Origin of the sequence: Nostoc sp. PCC 7524, assembly GCF_000316645.1 — a bacterium.
In the GTDB taxonomy this organism is placed as follows: Bacteria; Cyanobacteriota; Cyanobacteriia; order Cyanobacteriales; family Nostocaceae; genus Trichormus.
In genome coordinates, this window is the sequence record NC_019684.1 from 1813258 (window position 1) to 1836322 (window position 23065).

The window sequence follows — 23065 nt, forward strand, 5'->3', positions numbered from 1 at the left end:
TGACAATTTACACTTGATTATATGAGTTATAGAAATCAGTTTATCTGGCAAAGGGCAGTTCAACTTGCTATCAATTGTTATAAATTTACCCGCCTATTTCCTCAGTCAGAATTGTACGGTTTAACTAGTCAAATACGCCGTTCATCCGTATCTGTAGCGTCTAATATAGCTGAAGGCTATGGTAGGCGTTCCAAACCAGAATATATCCAGTTTTTACATATTGCGCTAGGTTCTTTGAGAGAACTTGATACGCAATTAATCATTGCCAAAGAAGTAGATTTAGCTGATAAAGACCTTTTCACTCCCGTATTAAATGAAGTTGAGGAAATGCAAAGTATATTAGTTGCTACTTTAAACAAACTCAAGGGTTGAAATTATTACTTCTACTCTTCCGACTTCTGCCTTCTGCCCTCTGCCCTCTGCCTTCCCCCGGCTAAGATCACCAAAAGTTGCCAAGAACCGGATTCAAGCTTTGTATTTGCTGAAAATAGGACAAGTGAAAACAATACAAGATGTAGCGGTGGTAGTAGGAAGGGCAAGGGTAACGGTACAAAGATGGTTAAAAAATTATCAAGAGTCGGGAATCAAGGGTCTATTAACAACTCTAAAGAGTCCAGGGCGACCTGCAATAATTAGCTTACAAGTAAGAGAGCAGCTAGACAAAGAGCTTCAAGAATCGGAGGGATTCAAAAGTTATGAGGAAATCCGAACATGGTTAAAAGCAGTAGAAGGGATAGAAGCATCATATAAAGTAGTACATGATACAGTGCGCTATCAAATGAAAGCAAAGCTAAAAGTGCCGCGAGCAGTAGGTATTAAATACGATAGCGAAGCAGAATCAGAATTTAAAAAAAACTGCCACAATACCTAGAAGTAATAAAAAAACACGTCATAGCACCAGTAGATAGGCAAAAAACAATGAGATATTGGTGTGGGGACGAAAGCCGTGTGGGATTGAAGACTGAAGCTGGGAGACTAATTACTAAAAAAGGAGTCAAGCCCATCGGCATTATGCAATGGAAGCGGGATAATTTTTACTTATATGGATTAGTGGAACCCTTAACTGGAGAGTATTTTATCTGGGAATTCTCTCATTTGAATACAGCCTGTTTCAATATTTTTTTAGAAAAATTTTCCCAGACTTATGCTCAAGATATTCATATTCTTCAGTTAGACAATGGGGCTTTTCATTTAAGTCAGCATCTGAAAATACCAGAAAACATAGTTTTGTTATTTCAACCTCCACATACACCTCAAGTTAATCCAATAGAAAGATTGTGGGAAGAAGTTAAAAGGCATCTAACTTGGGAAAGCTTCTCAAATTTAGATGAATTAAGAGAATTTATCTGGAAGCGATTGGAACAATTAAACACATCAGTTGTTGCTTCTATCACAGGTTGGGATTTTATTCTTGATGCTTTATTTGTATCAGGCTTTTCGTGAATTGGTATCACCTGTTACCTGTCACCTGTCACCTGCTATAACAGTAATTTTACGTAATTGATTGTAAAAACTGATTTAGTTAATTTAGGGATTACGTAAATTTCCTCATATCTTTTGCTTCATCAATATGTTACATAATATTGATGAAAAGCTAAATAGTTGTCTAGAACTTTTCACATTGCCTAATTATTTCTAAGTAAATTAAAGCCTTACAGGATTTAACAGTTATTTGATAGCGTAAAATTTCCAAATATGGTCAATTCCAAAACCGAACCAGATGTTTATATTGGAAAATTTTTAAACAATCGCTATTTAATAATAGATTTGATTGGTAAAGGTGGCATGGGACGAGTTTACTTAGCAGAAGATGCAGCTAAAGGTGGTAAACAAGTTGCATTAAAAATTCTCATGCTCAGTTTAGCAAATCAACAATTATCCCAACGCTTCGCTAGAGAAATTTTTATTGGCGCTCAATTGGGACGGAAAAGTAAAAATATTGTGCGCTTGTTGAGTTATGGACTGACAGAAGACAAAACTCCATTTTATGTAATGGAGTATCTTCAAGGTAAAAACTTAAAGCAGATTCTCAAACTTCAACCATTAACCATCGAGAGATTTTTAGATATTTCTTATCAAATTTGTTTAGGCTTAGAATGCGCTCACCAAGGTATTAGCCTCAAAGGTGAAATTTATCCTATTTTACATAGAGATATTAAACCAGAAAATATATTTATTATCGCAGATACTAAACAAAATGAAATTGTTAAAATCCTTGACTTTGGTATCGCCAAATTTTTAACAGAACGCAGTGGGATGACACTGACAGATTCTTTCATTGGCAGTTTACCTTACTGTTCTCCAGAACATATGGAAGGACGCAAACTACTTGATATCCGTTCTGATATCTATAGTTTGGGAGTTTTAATGTTTGAAATGTTAACTGCAAAACATCCATTTCAAACACCAACTAACTCTTTTGGTAGCTGGTATCAAGCCCATCGCTTTCAAACTCCACCTACATTTACAGAAGTTGATACTCAATTAAAAATTCCCCAGGAATTACAACAGTTAGTGATGAAATGTTTGGCTAAAGAAGTAGGCGATCGCCCACAAAATATTAACCAAATATTACAAGCATTAGAACAAATTAAAACCAAAATAGAGGCTCCTACTACTAATATTCATCATGATGTTTGGGAAACATTACCTACAGTGCAGTTAGTACCAGTAACTTCTATCTCAGAAAAAGAATGTTTACAAAAAACTTGGCCAAAAAATAAACCAGTAGGTTCAATAGGATTTCCCCACTTATTACACACTACTCAAGGTGTAATTCCCACTTATTGGGCAATGTTACCGAAACAAGAAATTGCCAAGTTTTTAAATAAAAATCATAGTACAGAGTTTATTAATAAAATCACTGTTTACCCGATGATTCTGTGGGTGACAGTGCTATATGATACCCAACTATCCCTAATTCGCTGGTTATCTTCTTTTGTAGACTTAACAGAAATTAAAGGTCAAAAAATTGCCAGAGTTTTAGCAGATACAGGATACTATCATCTCCTGTTTTTTGCCATAGAAGAACCTGTTAATTGCACTCATGTTCTCACCTTAACCCTCACTGCTAAACAACGCCAGCAGCTTGTAGATTGGTTGAATATCAATCAATCTACAGATGTAAATGAAGATATGTCATCTCAGGAAGCTAAAACGATTCTCAAAGTAGAATATGAAAAAATCAAACTAGAGATTATGAAAAAATTTGCCGATCACAATCAAATAGCGAAACTAGAATTTAAAAATTGGTTATCTAAATTATTTGAAAATTTTCTCCACTTATTCAAACATAAATAACGGATATATTTGAATGTTTAACAAATGGCGATATTAGAGGTCATAAAAGTGAATCAAAGTGCATTTGTATCTCCACAAAGTACAGGATTAATCGCCAATCGTTATCAACTGCAACAATTAATTGGTAGCGGTGGGATGGGGGAAGTTTTTTTAGCCACAGATGTTTTACTAGGAGGAACACCAGTTGCAATCAAATTTCTCACACAAACTGTATCTGATGCCAAAATTCGCAAAGACTTCGCTCGTGAAGCACTGATGAGTGCAGCCTTAAGTCAAAAAAGCTTACATATTGTCAGAGCCTATGATTATGGTGTGAGTGAAACAGGTAAACCTTTTTATGTGATGGAATATCTCAATGGTAAAAGTTTAAAAGATTTAATTCCCCTGCCATTACCGAAATTTTTAACTTTGGCACGCCAGATATGTTTGGGTTTAAAGTGCGCTCATGAAGGTATTCAAATTGATGGTAAGATTTACCCCCTAGTACATCGAGATATTAAACCAGCCAATATATTAGTTGTTCCCGATCCCATATTAGGACAGTTAGTCAAAGTTCTCGATTTTGGCATAGCTAAATTTTTAAATTATGCAGCTACATTGAGTACCAACAAAGGGTTTCATGGTACTTTACCCTACTGCTCTCCAGAGCAATTAGAAGGAGAAAAATTAGATAGTCGCTCTGATATTTATAGCTTGGGTGTAATGATGTTTGAAATGCTCACCGGAGCTAAACCTTGGCAACCAGAAACCGATTTATTTGGTGCTTGGTATAGAGCGCATCACTTTGAAGCACCCAGAAATATTACAGATGTTAAGCCCCAATTAAAACTACCGCCACAACTCAACAACTTAATTATGGCTTGTCTGGCAAAAAAAGCCAGCGATCGCCCTCAAACAATGGCAGAAATTCTCGAAGTTTTAGACAGTATAGAACAGTCGCGATGTGCCAATGTACCAACAACATTAACTCCTATAACTACCCCCAAAATTGCCACAGGTTCCCAGTTACTTCTAGCTATAGAAAAAAATTATCAACAATTTATCTGGCCACAAGATAAACCCAAACAAGAAATTGTTTTCCCTTATTTAATCAATACTCCCCAAGGAAGTGCGGCTACACTCTGGCTAATGTTACCAGCCACAGAAATTCGGAAGCGTTTAAATTCTAAGTTACACAACCGATTTATCTTTGTCACATCACCCCATCCCATGCTCCTATGGGTGACACTACTTCATAATCAAGAACTAGAACCCAAGTGGCTACCATGTTACATAGATATGCAAAATACCCATAATCGGCTGCTGGTAACATCCCTAGCCGACAATGAAAGTTATCCGCTCATTTGCTTTACCCTAGAACCACCCCATACTTGCACCCAAGTTCTCAGAAGTGACATTGATCCTAGCCAACGACAAAAGTTGAAGATTTGGGTAGAACAAAGCCGAAAACTACCACCAACCAATCAACCGCAGTCGAGTAAAAATCTGCTCAAGCAGCAGTATAAGCAAATGCAGTCACAAATCCTCCAGCAGATAGCATCAATGTCGCAAATCGTCGCCTCAGCCCGTTTGAACCAAAAGCCAGGAACTTGAAAAAAAAATTCTAAAAAACTGCTATCTGAGGTTGACAAATCCTGTGGAGTTAGTCATAATAGGGAAGTTGCCAATTAAGGGACTGTAGTTCAATTGGTTAGAGCACCGCCCTGTCACGGCGGAAGTTGCGGGTTCGAGCCCCGTCAGTCCCGTTCAGAATTATAACTAACAAGTGCTGAGTTGATTCAGTTAAGAGTCTTGATTGTAGAGTTAATGTCCTCACTCACCAAGCATGACTCTATACTCAGCACTTGTTATATTTATTCATGCCTTGCGAAAGAGAGAACTACCGTGACTGTTAGAGTCAGAATTGCACCCAGCCCAACGGGTAATTTACATATTGGCACAGCCAGGACGGCTGTTTTTAACTGGTTATTTGCCCGTCACCACGGCGGCACATTTATTCTACGAATTGAGGACACAGACCTAGAGCGATCGCGCCCCGAATATACAGAAAATATTATGACGGGGTTGCGTTGGTTGGGACTTAATTGGGATGAAGGGCCATTTTTCCAATCCCAACGCTTAGATATGTACCAAAAAGCAGTACAACAACTGCTAGACCAAGGTTTAGCCTATCGCTGCTACACCACACCCGAAGAATTAGAAGCACTGCGGGAAGCCCAAAAAGCCAAGGGAGAAGCCCCCCGTTACGACAACCGCCACCGCCACCTCACCCCAGAACAAGAAGCGGAATTTCAAGCCCAAGGACGCAGTTTCGTCATCCGCTTTAAAATTGACGATGACAGAGAAATCGTCTGGAATGACCTAGTAAGGGGCAGAATGGTGTGGCGCGGCAGTGATTTAGGCGGTGATATGGTCATTGCCCGTGCCTCAGAATCGGGAAGTGGCCAACCTCTGTACAACTTTGTGGTTGTCATTGATGACATGGATATGCAAATTACTCATGTCATCCGGGGAGAAGACCACATCGCCAACACAGCCAAGCAGATTCTCCTGTATGAAGCTTTTGCAGCCAAAACCCCAGAATTTGCTCATGCACCCTTGATTTTAAATATGGATGGGCGCAAACTCTCCAAACGGGATGGGGTGACATCCATCTCCGACTTTCAGCGAATGGGCTTTACAGCCGAAGCTTTGGTTAACTACATGACCTTACTAGGTTGGTCGCCACCAGATTCTACACAAGAAATATTTACCTTAGCAGCAGCCGCCAAAGAGTTTAGTTTTGAGCGCGTCAATAAAGCTGGGGCAAAATTTGACTGGGCAAAACTGGATTGGTTGAATAGTCAGTATCTCCACAGTATGCCCATAGATCAGCTAACAGATTTAATCATTCCTTATTGGCAAGAAGCTGGGTATAAATTTGATAGTGGTAGAGAACGTGCTTGGTTAGAGCAATTGGTAACTTTAATTGCTCCTAGTATGACTCGGTTAACAGATGCTGTGGCCATGAGCCAAATGTTTTTCCACGATACAGTCGAAGCGAGCGCCGAGGGTAGCCAACAATTGCAGCAAGAAGGCTCTAGTGCTGTTCTCCAAGGAATTATCACCGCCTTAGATAGTCAATCCCAACTCACAGAGACGGTTGCCCAAGACATCATTAAACAAGTGGTGAAAGGTCAAAACGTTAAGAAAGGCTTAGTCATGCGATCGCTGCGAGCTGCCCTAACTGGAGACGTACACGGCCCCGACCTCATCCAATCTTGGTTACTCCTGAATCATATTGGTTTAGATAAACCACGCTTAAATCAGGCGATCGCCTCTTAATATACAAGGGTGCGTCAGTATGAGTAATTTCTCGGTACGTTAAGGAAGTCTCTGACTGACGCACCCTACTAGCTACCCAATTGGCAATCAAGCAACTTGCCCAAAAGACAGTTAAAGCTTTAGCAAATTTTTAGATTTGGGGACACACATCTGTGTGTGTTTCCATATCAGGAAAACCAGCCAAAGTTACAGCAAAATACCGCTCATGTACTCATGAATATTCCTTCATCAAAAATCTAAAATTGCATAGTCAAATTCTCTCATTGGGGGAACTTATTCAGTAAAATTCATGTCAACCCCAATACTGAGAAAGTATATAAATACAATGTCGAAAACAACGCTAAATAGAGGAATTAGATTATCTTTAATGATAGTTACGCTTGGTGTTATATCGGCACTTCCGCATGGAAGTAACGCTCAAGAAACGCCACCGATATTTGGAGATATCACTATCAGCCGCAAATTTTCTCCAGACCCCCTGAGAGTTAGGGGTATGAGTGGAGGCTCAGTAGCAGGAAAGCAAATTGCCGGCAGAATCGAAACACCCACTGGCCCCTGTAACGGATTCGTGGATGAAACACCAGACCACACCATCAAACTTACCAGTAAATTTGACTACCTGAAATTGCAAGTACAAGCTCCACAAGACACCACCATCATAGTCAAAGGCCCTGGCGGTACTTGGTGTAACGACGATTTAGATGGCAAAAATCCCGGCATAGTTGGCGAATGGCTACCAGGAGATTACCAAGTTTGGGTAGGTTCCTACCAAAAAGGTAAATATTTTCCTTATACGCTGCAAGTGACAGAAGTTAAGTAGGCAATAATTATTAGGCAATAGGCAATAGGCAATAGGCAATAGTTTTTCTCCCCTGCTCCCCTGCTCCTCTGCTCCTTCCCAGCCCCTGCCTTCTCCCACAATCACCATGTTGTATTAGAATTAAGTTAAATTTAATTAAGATTCTTATCAGCATCTGAGATTTATGGCGATGCGTGATCAGATATCAAATTAAACAAAATGGATTAATAAACATCCGTTGTACAACTATCTAGTGACGACCGTTGCTAGAAATAACTAATCGTAGTGGCATCTAGAGGCAAATTAAAATGAAATTCTCTTGGAGAGTCCTCGTACTCTGGACATTGCCAGCTTTGGTAATTGGCTTTTTCTTCTGGCAAGGAACATTTGCAGGGAATCCTGCCGACATGACTAGGAATGCAGCTAACACCCGCATGACCTATGGTCGCTTTCTGGAATACTTAGATGCTGGTCGCGTTAATAATGTAGATCTCTATGAAGGCGGTAGAACAGCAATTGTCGAAGCCGTTGACCAAGATATCGAAAATCGCATCCAACGTTGGCGGGTAGATTTGCCAGTTAACGCTCCTGAGTTAATTAGCAAGCTTAAAGAAAAACACGTTAGTTTTGATGCCCATCCAGTCCGGAATGATGGCGCTATCTGGGGATTGTTAGGTAATCTGATCTTTCCAATTTTATTGATTACTGGATTGTTCTTTTTGTTCCGTCGTTCTAACAACATCCCTGGCGGCCCTGGGCAAGCCATGAACTTTGGTAAATCCAAAGCGCGGTTTCAGATGGAAGCCAAAACTGGGGTGAAGTTTGACGATGTAGCAGGTATTGAAGAAGCTAAAGAAGAATTACAAGAAGTCGTCACCTTCTTAAAGCAGCCAGAAAGATTTACAGCTGTAGGCGCACGTATTCCTAAAGGTGTGCTGTTGGTTGGCCCTCCGGGAACTGGTAAAACCTTACTAGCAAAAGCGATCGCTGGGGAAGCTGGTGTGCCATTCTTCAGTATTTCCGGTTCTGAGTTTGTGGAAATGTTCGTAGGTGTGGGTGCTTCCCGTGTCCGCGACTTGTTCAAAAAAGCTAAAGACAATGCTCCCTGTATCATCTTCATCGATGAAATTGACGCGGTAGGTAGACAACGGGGTGCAGGTATCGGTGGTGGTAACGACGAGAGAGAACAAACCCTCAACCAGTTACTTACTGAGATGGATGGTTTTGAAGGTAACACCGGCATCATTATTATTGCCGCTACCAACCGTCCCGACGTATTAGACGCAGCATTGTTACGTCCCGGTCGCTTTGATAGACAAGTCACAGTTGATGCACCAGACATCAAAGGACGCTTGGAAATTCTGCAAGTTCATGCTCGCAATAAGAAACTTGACCCCAGTGTATCCTTAGAAGCGATCGCTCGTCGCACACCAGGATTCACCGGTGCAGATTTAGCTAACCTACTCAACGAAGCCGCCATTCTCACCGCGAGAAGACGCAAAGAAGCCATCACCCTCGGCGAAATTGATGACGCAGTAGACCGGGTGGTAGCTGGGATGGAAGGTACACCTCTTGTAGACAGCAAGAGCAAACGCTTGATTGCTTACCATGAAGTTGGACACGCCTTGGTAGGGACTTTATTAAAAGACCATGATCCAGTACAGAAAGTCACCCTCATCCCACGGGGACAAGCCCAAGGTTTGACTTGGTTTACCCCCAACGAAGAACAAGGTTTAATCTCCCGTTCCCAACTCAAAGCCAGAATCACAGGTGCTTTGGGTGGACGTGCAGCCGAAGATGTAATTTTCGGTGCGGCGGAAGTTACCACCGGTGCAGGCGGTGACTTACAGCAAGTAACCGGCATGGCACGCCAAATGGTGACACGGTTCGGGATGTCTGATTTAGGCCCTCTGTCCTTGGAAAGCCAACAAGGGGAAGTATTCTTAGGTCGTGACTGGATGAGCAGATCAGACTATTCCGAATCAATTGCGGCTCGCATTGATTCTCAAGTGCGGACAATTGTAGAAGAATGCTACGACACCGCGAAAAAGATTATGCGGGAACATCGCACCGTTACAGATCGCTTAGTGGATCTGCTAATTGAGAAAGAAACCATTGACGGTGATGAATTCCGCCAAATTGTAGCTGAGTACACCGAAGTACCGGAAAAAGCTCAGTATGTACCACAGTTATAATTAGCTGAAAAAGTTAGACGATAGAAGGCAGGAGGTTTCCTGCCTTTTTTAATGCTTAAGTGACTGATTACACAAGCGAATTTTTGTACCGTTCATCTCAATGATTCCTTCTTGAGACAGTTTATAAAAGGCGCGAGAGAGCGTTTCGGGAATTGTGCCTAAGAGTGCAGCTAGTTGTCCTTTGGGTAAATCGAGTTCAACTACATCAGCATTACCATTGCGATCGCAGTTCTGTTGACACTGCTGCACCTTGGTATTCAAAATATTCGCATTGAGATGTATCTTATACCACTTTGAAAAAAGAATGCGACAAGGGGTATCTGTCGCAAACATTTTTTAAATCGGTATTAGTTAATGGAGATTAGACCAATCTCTGATTCTAGTTTTAAAGCTGTTCCATTCTTCATAAATTTCCTTAAATACCGCATTTGAAGAATATATTTTTAAGAGTTCATTGGTTTTATTTTCAGCTTCTTGCAGAATCGGATCACTAAACCTGACTAATTTAATCCTACCCAATTTTTCCAATTTGCGTAGTTCTTGCAGTTGTTGACTATTACTGTTATCGTACTTAGCTAATATTTTGGTATAAGTTTCTAAACAAACAGCTTTGAATATGTCTTTATAATTCAGTGGTAGTTGTTGCCACGCTGTTTTATTCACCAACATATCAAATGTTGTGCTGGGTTCCCACCAACCAGGATAATAATAGTATTTTGCTACATTCTGCAATCCTAATTGCCAGTCATCATAAGGACCAATCCATTCCGCAGCCTGGATTTTACCTTGATCAAGTGCTACGACTATTTTATCAATGGGAATTGCCCCACCGGGTAAATCTTTATCGATTGTCAACCCAAAATATTTTCTTAAAACCTCTCCTCCCAAACCGGGAATACGCATAGTTAATCCGTTAAAATCAGCTACAGAATTCACCTCTTGTTTAAACCATCCTCCCATTTGTCCACCAGTGGCTGCTACAGGAAAAGGAATCACGTTTAAGTTTAATTTTTCTGCATAAATTCTTTGGATAAGGGTGAATTCATCACTAGGACTTTGTTTATAAAGTAGCCAAGCACTTTGTTCTTGAGGCGTTAAACCAAAAGGAATGGCACACCCAAAAAACAGCACTTTATATCTATTATCGTTATAGTAAATGCCACTATAACCACAGTGAAAAGTACCATCATGAACCTTTTTTAATATTTCCTCTGTTTGTATTTGTGTGGTGGTATCTATATCAATACGAAAGTGACCATTAGTGATATTTTTGATACGCTCACTGATGATTTGAGGCACTTCAGAAAGAATTAGTTGCGTGGGATTTGACTTGAAAACACTCACCATTTTCCAGTTCACAGTGGGCATACTGACATTTTGACGCGCCAACCAACCCGCCGTTAGTCCCGCCGTTGTCCCTAAACTTGTCCACATGAAATTACGGCGGCTAAAACCGGGAAAGGATAACGGTTGCGTAGGCGGTTTTGCTGGTTTACTATCTGGTGGTTTGTGTCCTGTAGTAATTGTTACGACTAAGCCCTTAAATTTGCCAGCCGCAGCTTCTATGGATTGGATATAACTAGCATCGGCTGGCGTAGTGCTGGCGGTTATTTTCAAGAGACGACATATCTCTTGTGCTTTGTCTTCGCCAATTTCGTCAATAATAGTCTTGGGTAATTCCTCTGCATAGACTTGCAGTTCTGCCCATTTGTCGTGGGGAATTTCATTTTTTTTTAGTTGTTCAGCACTGTCACGTAGACACTGTTCAATGCTGCGAAAGTAATTTTCAATACGTTGACGCTTGTTATCTTCAGCTTGCTTGAGGCGATCGCTAAACTCAAAAAGCTTTGTAACAACTTCGACTAATTCCCCTAGCATCCTGAGTATATTTTCAATTAAGTAATATTTCTTAAGTATATCTACAGTTATAGCAAATAAAATCAAATAAGCGTAATCAATCCGTTATAGCCTCGCAGATCAACTTTGTTAAAACTAAACCTGCTGATGCAGGTTTAGTTGAGCCTAACTAATTCTCTCCACTTCATCCACCGCTTTAGGAACACCAGCCGTTAACACTTCACGTCCTGTGGCTGTGACTAACACATCATCCTCAATGCGAATCCCAATACCCACCCAACGCGGATCAGTTTCTGGTTGTTCTTCCGCCAGTTTCGTATCTGGGACAATATAAATTCCCGGTTCTACCGTCAACACTTGGCCTGGTTGCAAAACCTGCGGTTTATCTTCACCGTGTTGATAAACACCCACATCATGCACATCTAAACCTAACCAGTGACTGGTGCGGTGCATATAGTATGGTTTGTATTTCTCTTCCTCAATTAGTTGATCCACTTCGCCTTTGAGGATACCCAGTTCTACCATACCTTCTGTCAGGACACGCACGGCAGCATCATGAACTGAGTTAAAAGTATTACCAGGTTGTACTTGCGCGATCGCCTGTTTCTGTGCTTCTAAGACAATCTCATATAATGTCTTTTGTTCTGGCGTAAATTTACCGCCTACAGGAAATGTCCGAGTAATATCAGAATTGTAATAACCATAGGCACAACCCGCATCAATTAACAGTAAGTCTTGCTCCTGCATCTGGCGGTTATTTTCAATGTAGTGCAGCACACAAGCATTCACACCAGAAGCCACAATCGAAGGATAAGCCGGCCCCATTCCGCCCCGCAAGCGAAAGATGCGTTCCATCTCCGCTTGAATTTCGTACTCGTAACGTCCCGGTTTAGCGATCGCCATTGCATGATTATGTGCTTCAATTGCGATCGCAGCTGCTTGACGCATCATGTCTAATTCAGTTTCGCTTTTGATCAGCCTCATGCTGTGCAGCACAGTGCTGGTATCTTCGATGGCAATTGGCCCTGTTCCCCGCCGGGGATAAGTCCGTAGTAAACTCTGGTAATGATTAAGGATTTTTTCATTAAACGCGCGATCGCGTCCTAAATGATAGTAAATGCGATCGGCTTTTTCTAAATACTGGGGTAACTTCTCATCCAATTCGCTAATTGGGTAAGCCTCATCTGCACCATAAAGTTCTTTGGCTGCATCTACCCCACAGCGATAACCAGTCCAAACTTCTTTTTCTCTTTCCTTGGGTTGGACAAACAACACAAAACGATGTTCTGCATGATGAGGTGCTAACACAGCCACCGCTTGCGGTTCATTAAAACCAGTCAGGTAGAAAAAATCACTATCTTGACGATATGTGTATTCGACATCGTTGTGCATTACTGCCATTGGCGCACTCCGCAAAATCGCAGTTCCATTACCAATTTTTGCCATTAACTGCTCACGACGCTGCCGATATTCTAATTGCATAGCTAATCTATTGGTGAATTTAAGTATATTTTTACACTGCCAGCCACTACAGATGATAGTTGCTGATTGTTAAGTTATTCTAGCCAATCTTGATTCCACCTTCAGCACAGATAATGATTGTGCAACCTGATTATGGTATCTGAGTCAGATTTTATGGCTGGTTAGTGATTTATGAGACACAACATTGAGCCAAAAAAATAATAGTTAAACATTATAAATTCTGTATACAATTCTGCAATTAAATAATTGAAGTTTTTGGTGTTCATATTATACAGAAAATTCTATATTATCTAATTTAGAGATTTTCTCTTGTCTGTTTATTTATAACATTTAGTATACAGCCAAAAAATATTCGATAAAATAATCATTTTTTCAATTTGATTTGTATAAACATGATTGAAGCTGTAAATGGATAATTTGGCTGTTATAAAGTCCTTCGCTCATCAAAACCTGGATATCTAGCCAGAGACAATGCTTATTGTCTTCAGATACAAATCATCTGTATTTGTTGGTAAATGCTGACATATAACTATATATTCACTGTCAAACAATAATCAAGAAATCATCATAATTATGTAGTTACCAAGATGTGTTTAAAGCATAATTTTTATAAAAAAATAATGTCTTAAAACGAAAATATTTTTTCAAAGAAAATGTTATTTAGAAACAGAATTTAACCCACATAAGGAGTTAAAACTTTAATCACACCAATCATAAAAACACACTATGCCTAGCGGAAGTAGCGGTTCCAATCAAGTAAATGATTTGTTTGAAAATTCTTTGGCAGCTTCAGCAAGATTGTTAGCAATTCCTCAAGGTAAATCTGATTTTGAGAGCTTATCATTCACAACAAACAGCTCCTCTTCTTCACCGTTAAATTTGCTGCCACCACTGACTGGTAGCCAGAACCCAAACCCCAATCCTTATATAACTAGCGCCGCCGTCTCACCTGACTTTAACGGTGACGGTAAAGTTGATAGAGTTTGGATTAATGTTCAAACAGGTGAGATTTTAATTCGCCTGATGGATGGTGCAACAACTTTACAACAGGCTTCTCTAGGTCAATACGACTTATCTACCTGGAGTTATGACATCGCTGATTTCAACAGTGATAATAAAACCGATTTCTTGTTGCGTAATAACGCCACAGGTGAAAATGCTATTGCACTGATGGATGGCACCAACGTCGCTAGCTTTGCCTATCTAGACAGAGTTGATGCAGGTTGGAACGCTAGCATTGGTGATTTCAACGGCGATCGCAGAACCGATATCTTCTGGAATAATGCCACCACAGGCCAAAACGCTATTTGGACTATGGATGGTACAACAGTCACCAGTGCCAACCTTCTCGAAACCACAACTCCCGGTTTGACTGCTACTATCGTTGACTTCGATGGTAACGGTAAGAGTGATATCTTCTGGCGCGATAGCACCACTGGCGAAAACAGCGTCTGGTTTATGGATGGTTCCCAAGCCACCAAGTATTCTCTCCAAGCACAAGACACTTCTTGGAGTTACACCCTGGGTGATTTCGATGGCAACTTCACCACTGATATTCTCTGGCGTAACACTGTCACCGGTGAGAATAAAATTTGGACAATGAATGGTATCTTCGTTACTGAAGGCGCTGTCAATACACTCGGTGCTGGCTGGACAGCTAAAGTTGCTGACTTCAATGGTGATGGCAGAACCGATCTCTTCTGGCACAATGAAACCACTGGCGAAACCACTGCTTGGTTAATGAATGGTACTGCTATTGAAAGTGAAGCTTTCTTACCAAGCAATGCTCCTGGTTTGAAGCCATTCCTCGGTGATTACAACGGTGATGGCAAGACAGATGTTTACTGGCGTGATCAACAAACAGGTACAGATAAAGTTTGGACAATGGATGGAACCTTAGCAAGTGAGGCTTCTGTTGCTGCTGAAAGTCAATTAACTCCAGAGTGGTACACAGGCTGATAATTATAGGGGAGTAGGGAATAGGGAATGGGGAATAGGGAAAAGATTTCTCTGACTTCTCCTCTCCCCCCTACACCCTTACACCCCTAAACCCCCACTCTCCACTCCCAATTTTCCAGACAGTGAGGTTAAAATCACAGACAAGGTTTCAATCTGAAGTGAAATTATGAAGACTGCTGAAAAGCTGGCTGCGGGGTGGTTATTAACACTCGGATTCACGTTTCTAACAGCATCTGTCTCTGCTGTGGTGGAAAGAAACACTATGTTCCAACCAATTTCCACAGGTGAAAATGAGGAGTTGGTACAGGAATATATCAATAAAGAAAGAGCATCTCTATTAAATGCTACCGCTACACAAGGTCTAATTTTTGGTTTGCCCACCATGATTTTAGGTTCATGGCTGGCTTGGGGATTGTACGTGCAGAGCAAAAATGATAAGAAAGCTCTTCAGCAACAACTAAGCGATCGCCTACAATCTACTTTTTATCAAATGATTATAGAAAATCAAGGTAGGATTACAGTTTTAGGTTTTGCTATGCAGTCACAACTACCTGCAACCGTAGCCAGACAATATTTAGATAATAAAGCTAAAGAATTCAATGCAAATTTTAAAGTCAGTGAGGAAGGGTCTGTATCATATCATTTTGATGTCTAAATTTTGAATTCTGAATTCGGAGCGAAGCGACGTGACACAGATTTTCATAAGCCTAGCTGCCATCTTAGGCGGTTTGTCAGTTGCCGCCGGTGCTTTCGCTTCCCATGCACTGCGGGAAAAAATCAGTGAGCGATCGCTAGAAATTTTTGAAGTAGGCGCTCGCTACCAAATGTATCATGCTCTAGCTTTGTTGCTAGTAGCCATCTTAATGAGTCGCATCCCATCCCCGCCAACCACTTTAATAGCTAGTGGCTGGCTTTTTATCGTCGGTATCGCTATTTTTTCCGGCAGTTTATACGCCCTCAGCCTCACAGGAATTAAAATCCTGGGTGCAATCACCCCCTTGGGTGGTGTCGCCTTTCTTTTAGGCTGGGGTGCTTTAGCGATCGCCGCTTGGCATTTGAAGTTTTAATGCCCAATCCCTAATCCCCACTCCCCACTTTTTCAAACAAAGCCCGATAAACAGGTTCACCTTTTTTTTGAGTGGCGGCTTCTCTTTCTGTGCCTACTGGGAGTGGGTTTTCTGCTAGCCATTCTCCTGTACCAACTCTGTGAAATGCTGAGTTAGCAGCAAAGCGATCGCACATTTCTACCGCTAGAAATTCCATATCTGATTGCAAAAATACAACTCCCCCAACAGCTAAATAATTAGCCAAATCTGCGACTAATTCTGGTTGTACTACACGACGTTTAGCATGGCGAGTTTTAAACCAAGGATCAGGAAACTGAATTGTTACACGCTGTAAAATCCCTGGTGGAAGAGAAGATAACAATAATTGCAAAGAGTTATTCGCATTGCAAAATACATAATGGAGATTCGTTAAACCCAACTCAGAACCTAACCTATTCGCTTCTACTACCAGAGGTTCACGAATTTCTAAACCGAGGAAATTCCAGTTTGGTTCTACCTGCGCCATTTGCAACACAAATCTTCCTCTAGCACAGCCTATATCTAAATTAAGTGGCTGGTTAATATTAGTATAGATTTTCTCCCACTCTATGGAAGTAACTGGTTTTTGATACTTTTGAGCCAATGGATTAACGTGTTGACGGACGCGGATAACTGCCAAATTTAGATACTCCTTGAAATCACAATATTGAAAACTTAATTAAGATAATTCCAGGTTGGTAGTAAGGACTTTAGTCCTAAAAAAAGGACTAAAGTCCTTACTACGAACTCAATTCCACTAATTTTACATTGCTTAACATAGTTCGATTTATTCGCGCCGACTTACTAACAATTAAGTTCACAAATCAAAGTCAAACATCATATATTTCTGATGTGAATATTGCACATCAGCAAAAATTCCTTAGAGGTTGTTTGAAAAGTGGTTGGCTGTGACTTTAGGCACTTATTGATCCCCCCTAACCCCCCTGAAAAAGGGGGGAAAACTTCTTGAAGTCCCCCTTTTTAAGGGGGATTTAGGGGGATCTAAAAGTATTTGATACATCATTAAGAACTTTTCAAACATCCTCTTAGTGTATATTCCATCGGCTAATTGTATACAAATATTAAGTATATAGGAATCATATTTAATTTAAAAAAATTCCATACACCTCATATTCCCTCTTCCCAGTCCCCAATCCCCAATCAATAGGCAATCCTACGCAGATTGCCAAAGCAGAGGTTATACTTTTGGAAAAAGTGTTACTTTAACTACCGTTTTTAACAATTTTCTGAAATCAATGGTGCTAAACTTTCGTTTTGCCGTCGTCAGCGATTTACACATCGCCCTTCCTCACACTATCTGGGATCACCCTAGCCGATTTCATTTAGTGGAAGTAAGTATTCCCGCTTTTGACAGTGCCATAGAACATTTAACACAACTTGATTTAGATTTTATTTTACTGCCTGGAGATTTAACACAGCACGGTGAACCAGAGAATCACCTTTGGTTACAAGAACGTTTAGCGAAACTACCTTTTCCCGCTTATGTTGTCCCTGGTAATCATGATGTTCCTGTGCTGAGAGCCAATGAGCAATCAATCGCCTATAACGATTTTCCCCAATATTATCGCAAGTTCGGCTATGACAATACCAACCAACTTTATTACACTCAGCAATTGTTACCTGGAGTGCGATTAATTGGGTTAAATTCTAACTGTTTTAATGAACAGGGTGAACAAATAGGGCGTTTGGATAGCCAACAACTGAGATGGTTAGAAGAGGTACTAGCATCAGTAAAAGACGAACTGGTGTTAGTAATGATACATCACAATGTCGTGGAACATTTACCTCATCAATCCCGGCATCCTATGGCCAATCGTTATATGTTGGCAAATGCCCCGGAATTATTGCAGCTACTCCGACGCTATGGAGTCAGGCTAGTATTTACAGGACATTTACACGTCCAAGATGTGGCTTGTGATGATGGAGTATATGATATTACCACTGGTTCTTTAGTTAGCTATCCTCATCCTTACCGTGTGTTAGAGTTTCATCGCAATCAACAGGGTAAGGAATGGTTGCAAATTCTGTCTCACCGCGTAGAGTCAGTACCGAATTTCCCTAACTTGCAACACTTATCAAAGCAATGGATGGGCGATCGCTCCTTTCCTTTTTTAGTAAAATTACTGACGCTACCGCCATTAAATTTACCAGTTAATCAGGCACAAGAACTAGCACCGAGCCTGCGAGATTTTTGGGCAACCATTGCTGATGGTGATGCCATGTTAGATTATCCCCATTTTCCCCAAAAAGTGCGCCACTACATTCAAGCTTATGGTGCGATCGCTCACACAGGTAGCCCTGCATTCATCGATAACAACAGCACCCTGCTTTTAGACAAGATGGGGAAGTAGGGGGAGATGGGGAAGTGGGGGAGATGGGGAAGTAGGGGGAGATAGAAGCATGATTATCTTTCATCCCCCTCATCCTCCTCATCCTCCTCATCCCCCTCATCCTAATCCCCCGCCATTTCCCGACAAATCCCAAACACTGAGGTGTAACCATGTAGAAAAGTTCTACCCCCAACTGGGCCAATTTCGCCACCGCAGAAAAAGCCACCCACAGGGATAGCTGGGAGGTAACTATTAAATAACTCAGAATCAAAATTGGGTTTGCCGTACAATCCTTCACCACGTCCCACACAGGAAAACATTAAAGCAGCCGCAGCAGATGGAGAGCCTTGTTGTTGATACCGTTCTAGAAGGAACTTCAAATCATCAGCAGAGGCTTGAGCATCCCTTAAGTGAAATTGTAAACGCTGGCCTGGACGGACAAGATCACCAATAGCGATCGCACCTCCGGCTGGATCTACACCTAAAATACTGCGAATTAAAAAATCACCCTGTTGCAAAGACAGTTTAAATTCATCCATTGCTACACCCACAAACAAAGAATGCTGTGCCAACATTCTCTCTTTTTCACTCAGGCTAGCAATCAAATCTCGCAACACTACCAAAGGTACTTTCTCATCGATTTCCAAAATAATATTCCGATCAGCCTTAGTAACTTGTAGTGGCTCACCAATAGGTTTACATCCTTGCGCCACAATCGTTTCTAAAACAATATTGCCACTCAAAGCCAAACCCACAGTCCCATCACGATAGAGAGTATCATTACAAAACAAAGCCAGACGACCCCCCAAACCCCCAGCACTGGCTTGTCCTCCCACAATCACCGAGCCAGGATAAGCAAAATCTAACCCCTGCAATAAATCGTTGATGCCTGAAGAAAAAGCACTAGAGAGCAAAATAAACTGGGGTTTTGCCGATGGTTCTACATCAATTAAATCAATCCAAGCATCTGGCGGACTATCCAAATCAGGTAAATCTTCAGCAACAACATGAAAAACTTGTAAATCTACCCCTGGTAGATGGGCTAAAGTCAAGCTGAGGGCTGCTTCTGCTTCTAATTCTTGGGTTTGTCCACTAGCTCCAGTTCCAATGACACCACCCCCACTGCACCCAATCAACACAGGTACAGAAAGTTTTTCAGCTAACAAGGGCAACACCCTAGAATACTCACTGGCAAAAGCAGAAGAAATGAACACCAGCCCCAAATCCGCAGGTGCTGTTAACAACGAGACAGTACGTTGTACCACCTCTGCTACAGCTGCTTCTAAGGAAGGACGGGTTGATAGGGCATTTGCCCACTGCATATGATCTGCCATGAGTTTTGGGCTTCTTTTTCTTTTGTGGCCAGTAGTTTTTGATTTCTATCCTGGGAAGAATGGCATCCTCCGAACCACTGAAATTTAAACCAAAGTTTCCCTCAATAGTTCAGGTATTGCTCACCCAGTAAACTAAGTGTAGTATTTCCTAGTAGATGCACCCAATATAGTGTATTGTTAGGTTTTTGCAGCGCCGACTCTATCAAATCTTAAAAGATAAATAGGAATCTAGTACAGATTTCACAGATTGTTGTAATTGTTATCAATACATGAGGCTTTAACATTGGTTGATTCAGCTTATTGGGTAAAATGGTGATTGATTGAACAAAACACTAGCAATTTTTGAAACTTTTCTATACTGGTACTAACATCACACAACGAGACTAAAGCAATGACCGATACTCAAGCAAACAACTTACAAAACCAAATTGAAGCAGAAGTAGAACAAGCCCGTGCTGTCTGTGATCTCTCAGGTAGCAACTCAGCCGAGTGTGCTGCGGCTTGGGATGCAGTTGAAGAATTGCAAGCTGAAGCCTCACACCAACGCCAAAACAAGCCCAAAAATTCCCTAGAACAATACTGCGATGACAACCCAGAAGCAGCTGAATGCCGAGTTTATGATGAATAAAAATTAAGTCTAGACTTTTTTTGATCTGACACGCAAGCAACCAGAAGTTGTTGACAAATATTTTTCACCTGTGTACTTTTTACGCTACCCTTTGGGACTGGGGACTGGGATTTTTACTCAGCACTCATGAATAAGCGTAACAAGCTTGTCGCCAAAGTGTAGATGCAGCAAGTCTACCGGAATTTGCTACAGTGGGTGCAAAATATTTATGTTCAGGCTCTGTGAGTTGCTTGTTTTTTTTCTCAAAAACACAGTGCAACTTGAGGATCATGATGGCAGCAGATGTAACATCCAAAGTCATGACGCTCAACTCACACCATCTCAAATCCTGCAAAGTATAGGTGTAGCCCTAAATTTATTGATAGGGATTGCCTCTATTGCCAGAGTAGCTTTTAACGTAAATATATATTGAAAGTCTGACAAGAACTATGCAAAATGAAGTTTGGTTTCGTCAGTTAGTCTGGATAGACTACCGATTGGCAGTATTATTTCTCATGCTCATTCCCATCATTTTGTTGATTTGGGCTTATGTGCAGAAATCGGAAGCGATACAAAGACTGTTGATGATCTATTGGCGAGTCTCCAGTCTACTAGCCATCACGATTTATTTGATGATTGCTCAATACCCCATCAGCTTTATTTCTGGATTGATAGGATTGATTCTCATTCCTATTTCCCTCTGGTTCTGGGTGGATCTCAATGATGAAATTGAATATTTACCAAGTAGCCCTTTAAAGTTAACCTTTAGATCTTGGCGCTGGGCTATCACATTTTATTGTATCTTAGGTGCAATAGCTTTTGTGCCTTTTGTGAGTTGTGCCTTTTCTAGCACTGCGCTCAAAACTCCTGAGTGTCTTGTCTGGTTTGAAGCTCCATTGCTATTTAAAGAGTATTTTCATCACAATAGTAAACACACAATGTTAGGCTTTTTGGGTATAGTCGGCTTAGTAATTTATGTACTTTACTTAAGCTACTTTGTCCTCGTTAAGCTGGGCAAGCAGGGACGCTCGGCAACACAACAGTAAACTGTCGCTGCGCTGCAATTCTAAATTTCAAGTTTCTAAGATGAGTTCCATTGGCAAGCGACTAGAACAATACACCAACAAACGCCCGCAAGAAGTCCTACTGGTGACAGTAGAAATCGCGGATGAGCAAGATAAGGTAGCGATTTTCAAAGGGTTTTCCAGTTCTTTGATGCGTCCAACTGCATTTGATCCTGAAGTCCCAGTCATCCCAGATGAAGCAACAATTCTGGGTATTGACCGGATAGCTAGCCCCTATAATCCTGAAAACCCCCGTTATATCGAAAGACAAATTTCGTGGGAAGCGATGCAGGTTCTACTTTTGGAAGTAGGGGTGTAGGGGGAGATGGGGGGGCAGAGGGAGCAGAGGAGCAGAGGAGCAGAGGAGAAAAACTAATAACTCTTGCCTATTGCCTATTGCCTATTGCCTATTGCCTACCAACTAATAACTCATGACTTCTGGATATACTTTACCTGTTTTTGCCTGTGCTAGTGCTGTGGCAGCTTTGCATTGGTTACGTCACCGTCAACCTTTACAAGTGGCGAGCATAGATTTAATTACGCCTGCACAAACAGCAGATATTCCTGTAGAACAGGTGGCAGGATTATCTGAAAATATGGCTTTGGCAATCACGCGCAGTGATCCGGGTGATAATCTGGATTTGACTAAAAATACTCCGGTTTGGGCGTTGGTGTCATGGAGTCCGGGTGCAGGTGAGCAAGTCACTATTCAGGGTGGTGAGGGAATTGGTAAGCAGCTGAATGCAGATAATCAAGCAGCTATTTATGGTTATGCTCGCAGGTTGCTGCAAGAGAATTTGTCTCGATTACTAGCACCAGCAGAAAAAATTACGGTGACTATTATCTTACCAGAAGGGCGATCGCTCGCAGTTCGTACCTCTAACGCTGCCTTTGGTGTGGTGGAAGGACTTTCCTTACTGGGAACAACTGGAATTTCTCAGCCTTTAAGTACACCTGAGCAATTAGAAACTTTTCGCACACAATTACAGCAACAAGCCAGTAGTTTTAACAGTCTGGTATTTTGCATTGGCGAGAATGGCTTAGATTTAGCGAGAAAAATCGGTATTAACCCTGAGAAATTGGTAAAAACTGCTAATTGGTTGGGGCCAATGTTAGTCGAAGCCGATAGGTTGGGGGTTAAAGAAATCTTATTGTTCGGCTATCACGGTAAGTTGATGAAGCTGGCTGGCGGGATTTTTCACACCCACCATCACTTAGCTGATGGGAGACGGGAAATTTTGGCAGCCCACTGTGCTTTAGCAGGATTAAGCCAAGAAGATATAGAAATAGTATTTCACAGCCCGACAGCAGAAGCCGCACTAAAACATTTAAGAACCTTAGATAGTGCTACAGGTAGTGATTGGGTGAACCAAGTTTACAATGCGATCGCCGAAACTATCGATGCTCGTTGCCAAGAATATATGCAAAGTCACAGCAGTACAGGCCAAGCCATGACCGTCTGTGGATCGATTTTATTTGATCGCGATCGCAAAATTATCGTAAAGAGCAAAACAGCTTGTAACTTAATTGGAAATTTATGTTAATTTAATATGAATAATCATAAATAAACCAAATAAATAACTTTTTCAGTAGCCACCCTAGGGTAATTTATACCTTTTAATACCTCAAATATTGACCAAGCAAACCTATTCTACCTAGCGTTTGTCACAGTCTCATCTACCGTTTTCTGTCTAACCAAGCAGAAAAA

22 protein-coding genes and 1 tRNA gene are annotated in these 23065 nt (G+C 41.2%); 17 read left to right on the forward strand and 6 right to left on the reverse strand.

Going from position 1 to position 23065, the window contains the following annotated elements; all coding sequences use genetic code 11:
* Window positions 1-21: 21 nt before the first annotated feature.
* The 9 genes from NOS7524_RS07100 (at window position 22) to ftsH2 (ending at window position 9618) form a co-directional block, all read left to right on the forward strand.
* Window positions 22-372: a four helix bundle protein gene (locus NOS7524_RS07100; RefSeq protein WP_015137800.1), complete on the forward strand. Its 351-nt coding sequence runs from the start codon at window positions 22-24 to the stop codon at window positions 370-372.
* Between the two features lie 124 nt (window positions 373-496).
* Window positions 497-871 carry a helix-turn-helix domain-containing protein gene (locus tag NOS7524_RS07105; RefSeq protein WP_171815355.1) on the forward strand — a complete coding sequence of 125 codons (375 nt, stop codon included), beginning with the start codon at window positions 497-499 and terminating at the stop codon, window positions 869-871.
* 47 nt (window positions 872-918) lie between these two features.
* The gene (locus NOS7524_RS07110; RefSeq protein ID WP_015137802.1) at window positions 919-1443 is read left to right on the forward strand and encodes an IS630 family transposase; all 525 of its coding nucleotides are present in this window, start codon (window positions 919-921) and stop codon (window positions 1441-1443) included.
* A gap of 252 nt (window positions 1444-1695) precedes the next feature.
* Window positions 1696-3300, forward strand: coding sequence for a serine/threonine protein kinase (locus NOS7524_RS07115; protein WP_015137803.1), 1605 nt, complete (start codon window positions 1696-1698; stop codon window positions 3298-3300).
* Between the two features lie 48 nt (window positions 3301-3348).
* Window positions 3349-4893 (forward strand): serine/threonine protein kinase, encoded by a 1545-nt coding sequence (locus NOS7524_RS07120; protein ID WP_041555610.1) that lies wholly within the window; start codon window positions 3349-3351, stop codon window positions 4891-4893.
* Between the two features lie 78 nt (window positions 4894-4971).
* Window positions 4972-5045 (forward strand) — tRNA-Asp (locus NOS7524_RS07125).
* A gap of 139 nt (window positions 5046-5184) precedes the next feature.
* On the forward strand, window positions 5185-6624 hold the full coding sequence (gltX, locus tag NOS7524_RS07130; protein ID WP_015137805.1) for a glutamate--tRNA ligase: 1440 nt from the start codon (window positions 5185-5187) through the stop codon (window positions 6622-6624).
* Between the two features lie 325 nt (window positions 6625-6949).
* Window positions 6950-7444 carry a hypothetical protein gene (locus tag NOS7524_RS07135; RefSeq protein ID WP_015137806.1) on the forward strand — a complete coding sequence of 165 codons (495 nt, stop codon included), beginning with the start codon at window positions 6950-6952 and terminating at the stop codon, window positions 7442-7444.
* A 287-nt stretch (window positions 7445-7731) separates the two neighbouring features.
* Window positions 7732-9618 (forward strand): ATP-dependent zinc metalloprotease FtsH2, encoded by a 1887-nt coding sequence (gene ftsH2, locus NOS7524_RS07140; protein WP_015137807.1) that lies wholly within the window; start codon window positions 7732-7734, stop codon window positions 9616-9618.
* Window positions 9619-9666: 48 nt separating this feature from the next.
* Here the strand turns inward: ftsH2 and NOS7524_RS07145 are convergent, their stop codons facing one another.
* From NOS7524_RS07145 to NOS7524_RS07155, 3 genes are all read right to left on the reverse strand, one after another.
* The gene (locus NOS7524_RS07145; RefSeq protein ID WP_235622407.1) at window positions 9667-9879 is read right to left on the reverse strand and encodes a helix-turn-helix domain-containing protein; all 213 of its coding nucleotides are present in this window, start codon (window positions 9877-9879) and stop codon (window positions 9667-9669) included.
* A 90-nt stretch (window positions 9880-9969) separates the two neighbouring features.
* Window positions 9970-11496 carry a TRAP transporter substrate-binding protein gene (locus NOS7524_RS07150; protein ID WP_015137808.1) on the reverse strand — a complete coding sequence of 509 codons (1527 nt, stop codon included), beginning with the start codon at window positions 11494-11496 and terminating at the stop codon, window positions 9970-9972.
* Window positions 11497-11640: 144 nt separating this feature from the next.
* Complete coding sequence (locus NOS7524_RS07155; RefSeq protein WP_015137809.1) at window positions 11641-12957, reverse strand: aminopeptidase P N-terminal domain-containing protein; 1317 nt, start codon at window positions 12955-12957, stop codon at window positions 11641-11643.
* Window positions 12958-13683: 726 nt separating this feature from the next.
* On the opposite strand from NOS7524_RS07155, the gene NOS7524_RS07160 reads away from it, so the two are divergent.
* The 3 genes from NOS7524_RS07160 to NOS7524_RS07170 all read left to right on the forward strand — a co-directional run bounded on the left by NOS7524_RS07160 (window position 13684) and on the right by NOS7524_RS07170 (window position 15983).
* Window positions 13684-14916, forward strand: a complete 1233-nt coding sequence (locus tag NOS7524_RS07160) for an FG-GAP repeat domain-containing protein (protein WP_015137810.1) — start codon at window positions 13684-13686, stop codon at window positions 14914-14916.
* A 166-nt stretch (window positions 14917-15082) separates the two neighbouring features.
* Entirely contained in the window at window positions 15083-15571 is a 489-nt protein-coding gene (locus NOS7524_RS07165) for a hypothetical protein (RefSeq protein WP_015137811.1), read from the forward strand.
* Window positions 15572-15602: 31 nt separating this feature from the next.
* Window positions 15603-15983: a DUF423 domain-containing protein gene (locus NOS7524_RS07170; protein ID WP_015137812.1), complete on the forward strand. Its 381-nt coding sequence runs from the start codon at window positions 15603-15605 to the stop codon at window positions 15981-15983.
* A gap of 10 nt (window positions 15984-15993) precedes the next feature.
* On the opposite strand, the gene trmB is transcribed toward NOS7524_RS07170, so the two are convergent.
* Complete coding sequence (gene trmB, locus NOS7524_RS07175) at window positions 15994-16641, reverse strand: tRNA (guanosine(46)-N7)-methyltransferase TrmB (RefSeq protein ID WP_015137813.1); 648 nt, start codon at window positions 16639-16641, stop codon at window positions 15994-15996.
* A gap of 616 nt (window positions 16642-17257) precedes the next feature.
* On the opposite strand from trmB, the gene NOS7524_RS07180 reads away from it, so the two are divergent.
* Window positions 17258-18373, forward strand: a complete 1116-nt coding sequence (locus NOS7524_RS07180; protein WP_015137814.1) for a metallophosphoesterase family protein — start codon at window positions 17258-17260, stop codon at window positions 18371-18373.
* 101 nt (window positions 18374-18474) lie between these two features.
* Here the strand turns inward: NOS7524_RS07180 and NOS7524_RS07185 are convergent, their stop codons facing one another.
* Window positions 18475-19686: an FIST signal transduction protein gene (locus NOS7524_RS07185; protein WP_015137815.1), complete on the reverse strand. Its 1212-nt coding sequence runs from the start codon at window positions 19684-19686 to the stop codon at window positions 18475-18477.
* A gap of 391 nt (window positions 19687-20077) precedes the next feature.
* Here NOS7524_RS07185 and NOS7524_RS07190 point away from each other — a divergent pair, with 391 nt between their 5' ends.
* Window positions 20078-20314, forward strand: a complete 237-nt coding sequence (locus tag NOS7524_RS07190) for a Calvin cycle protein CP12 (RefSeq protein WP_015137816.1) — start codon at window positions 20078-20080, stop codon at window positions 20312-20314.
* A gap of 124 nt (window positions 20315-20438) precedes the next feature.
* Here the strand turns inward: NOS7524_RS07190 and NOS7524_RS29875 are convergent, their stop codons facing one another.
* Window positions 20439-20615 (reverse strand): hypothetical protein, encoded by a 177-nt coding sequence (locus NOS7524_RS29875; protein ID WP_015137817.1) that lies wholly within the window; start codon window positions 20613-20615, stop codon window positions 20439-20441.
* A gap of 127 nt (window positions 20616-20742) precedes the next feature.
* On the opposite strand from NOS7524_RS29875, the gene NOS7524_RS07195 reads away from it, so the two are divergent.
* The 3 genes from NOS7524_RS07195 to cbiD all read left to right on the forward strand — a co-directional run bounded on the left by NOS7524_RS07195 (window position 20743) and on the right by cbiD (window position 22901).
* The gene (locus NOS7524_RS07195; protein ID WP_015137818.1) at window positions 20743-21339 is read left to right on the forward strand and encodes a DUF3177 family protein; all 597 of its coding nucleotides are present in this window, start codon (window positions 20743-20745) and stop codon (window positions 21337-21339) included.
* Between the two features lie 40 nt (window positions 21340-21379).
* On the forward strand, window positions 21380-21676 hold the full coding sequence (locus NOS7524_RS07200) for a DUF7734 family protein (protein ID WP_015137819.1): 297 nt from the start codon (window positions 21380-21382) through the stop codon (window positions 21674-21676).
* A gap of 112 nt (window positions 21677-21788) precedes the next feature.
* Window positions 21789-22901, forward strand: a complete 1113-nt coding sequence (gene cbiD, locus NOS7524_RS07205) for a cobalt-precorrin-5B (C(1))-methyltransferase CbiD (RefSeq protein ID WP_015137820.1) — start codon at window positions 21789-21791, stop codon at window positions 22899-22901.
* Window positions 22902-23065: the final 164 nt, after the last annotated feature.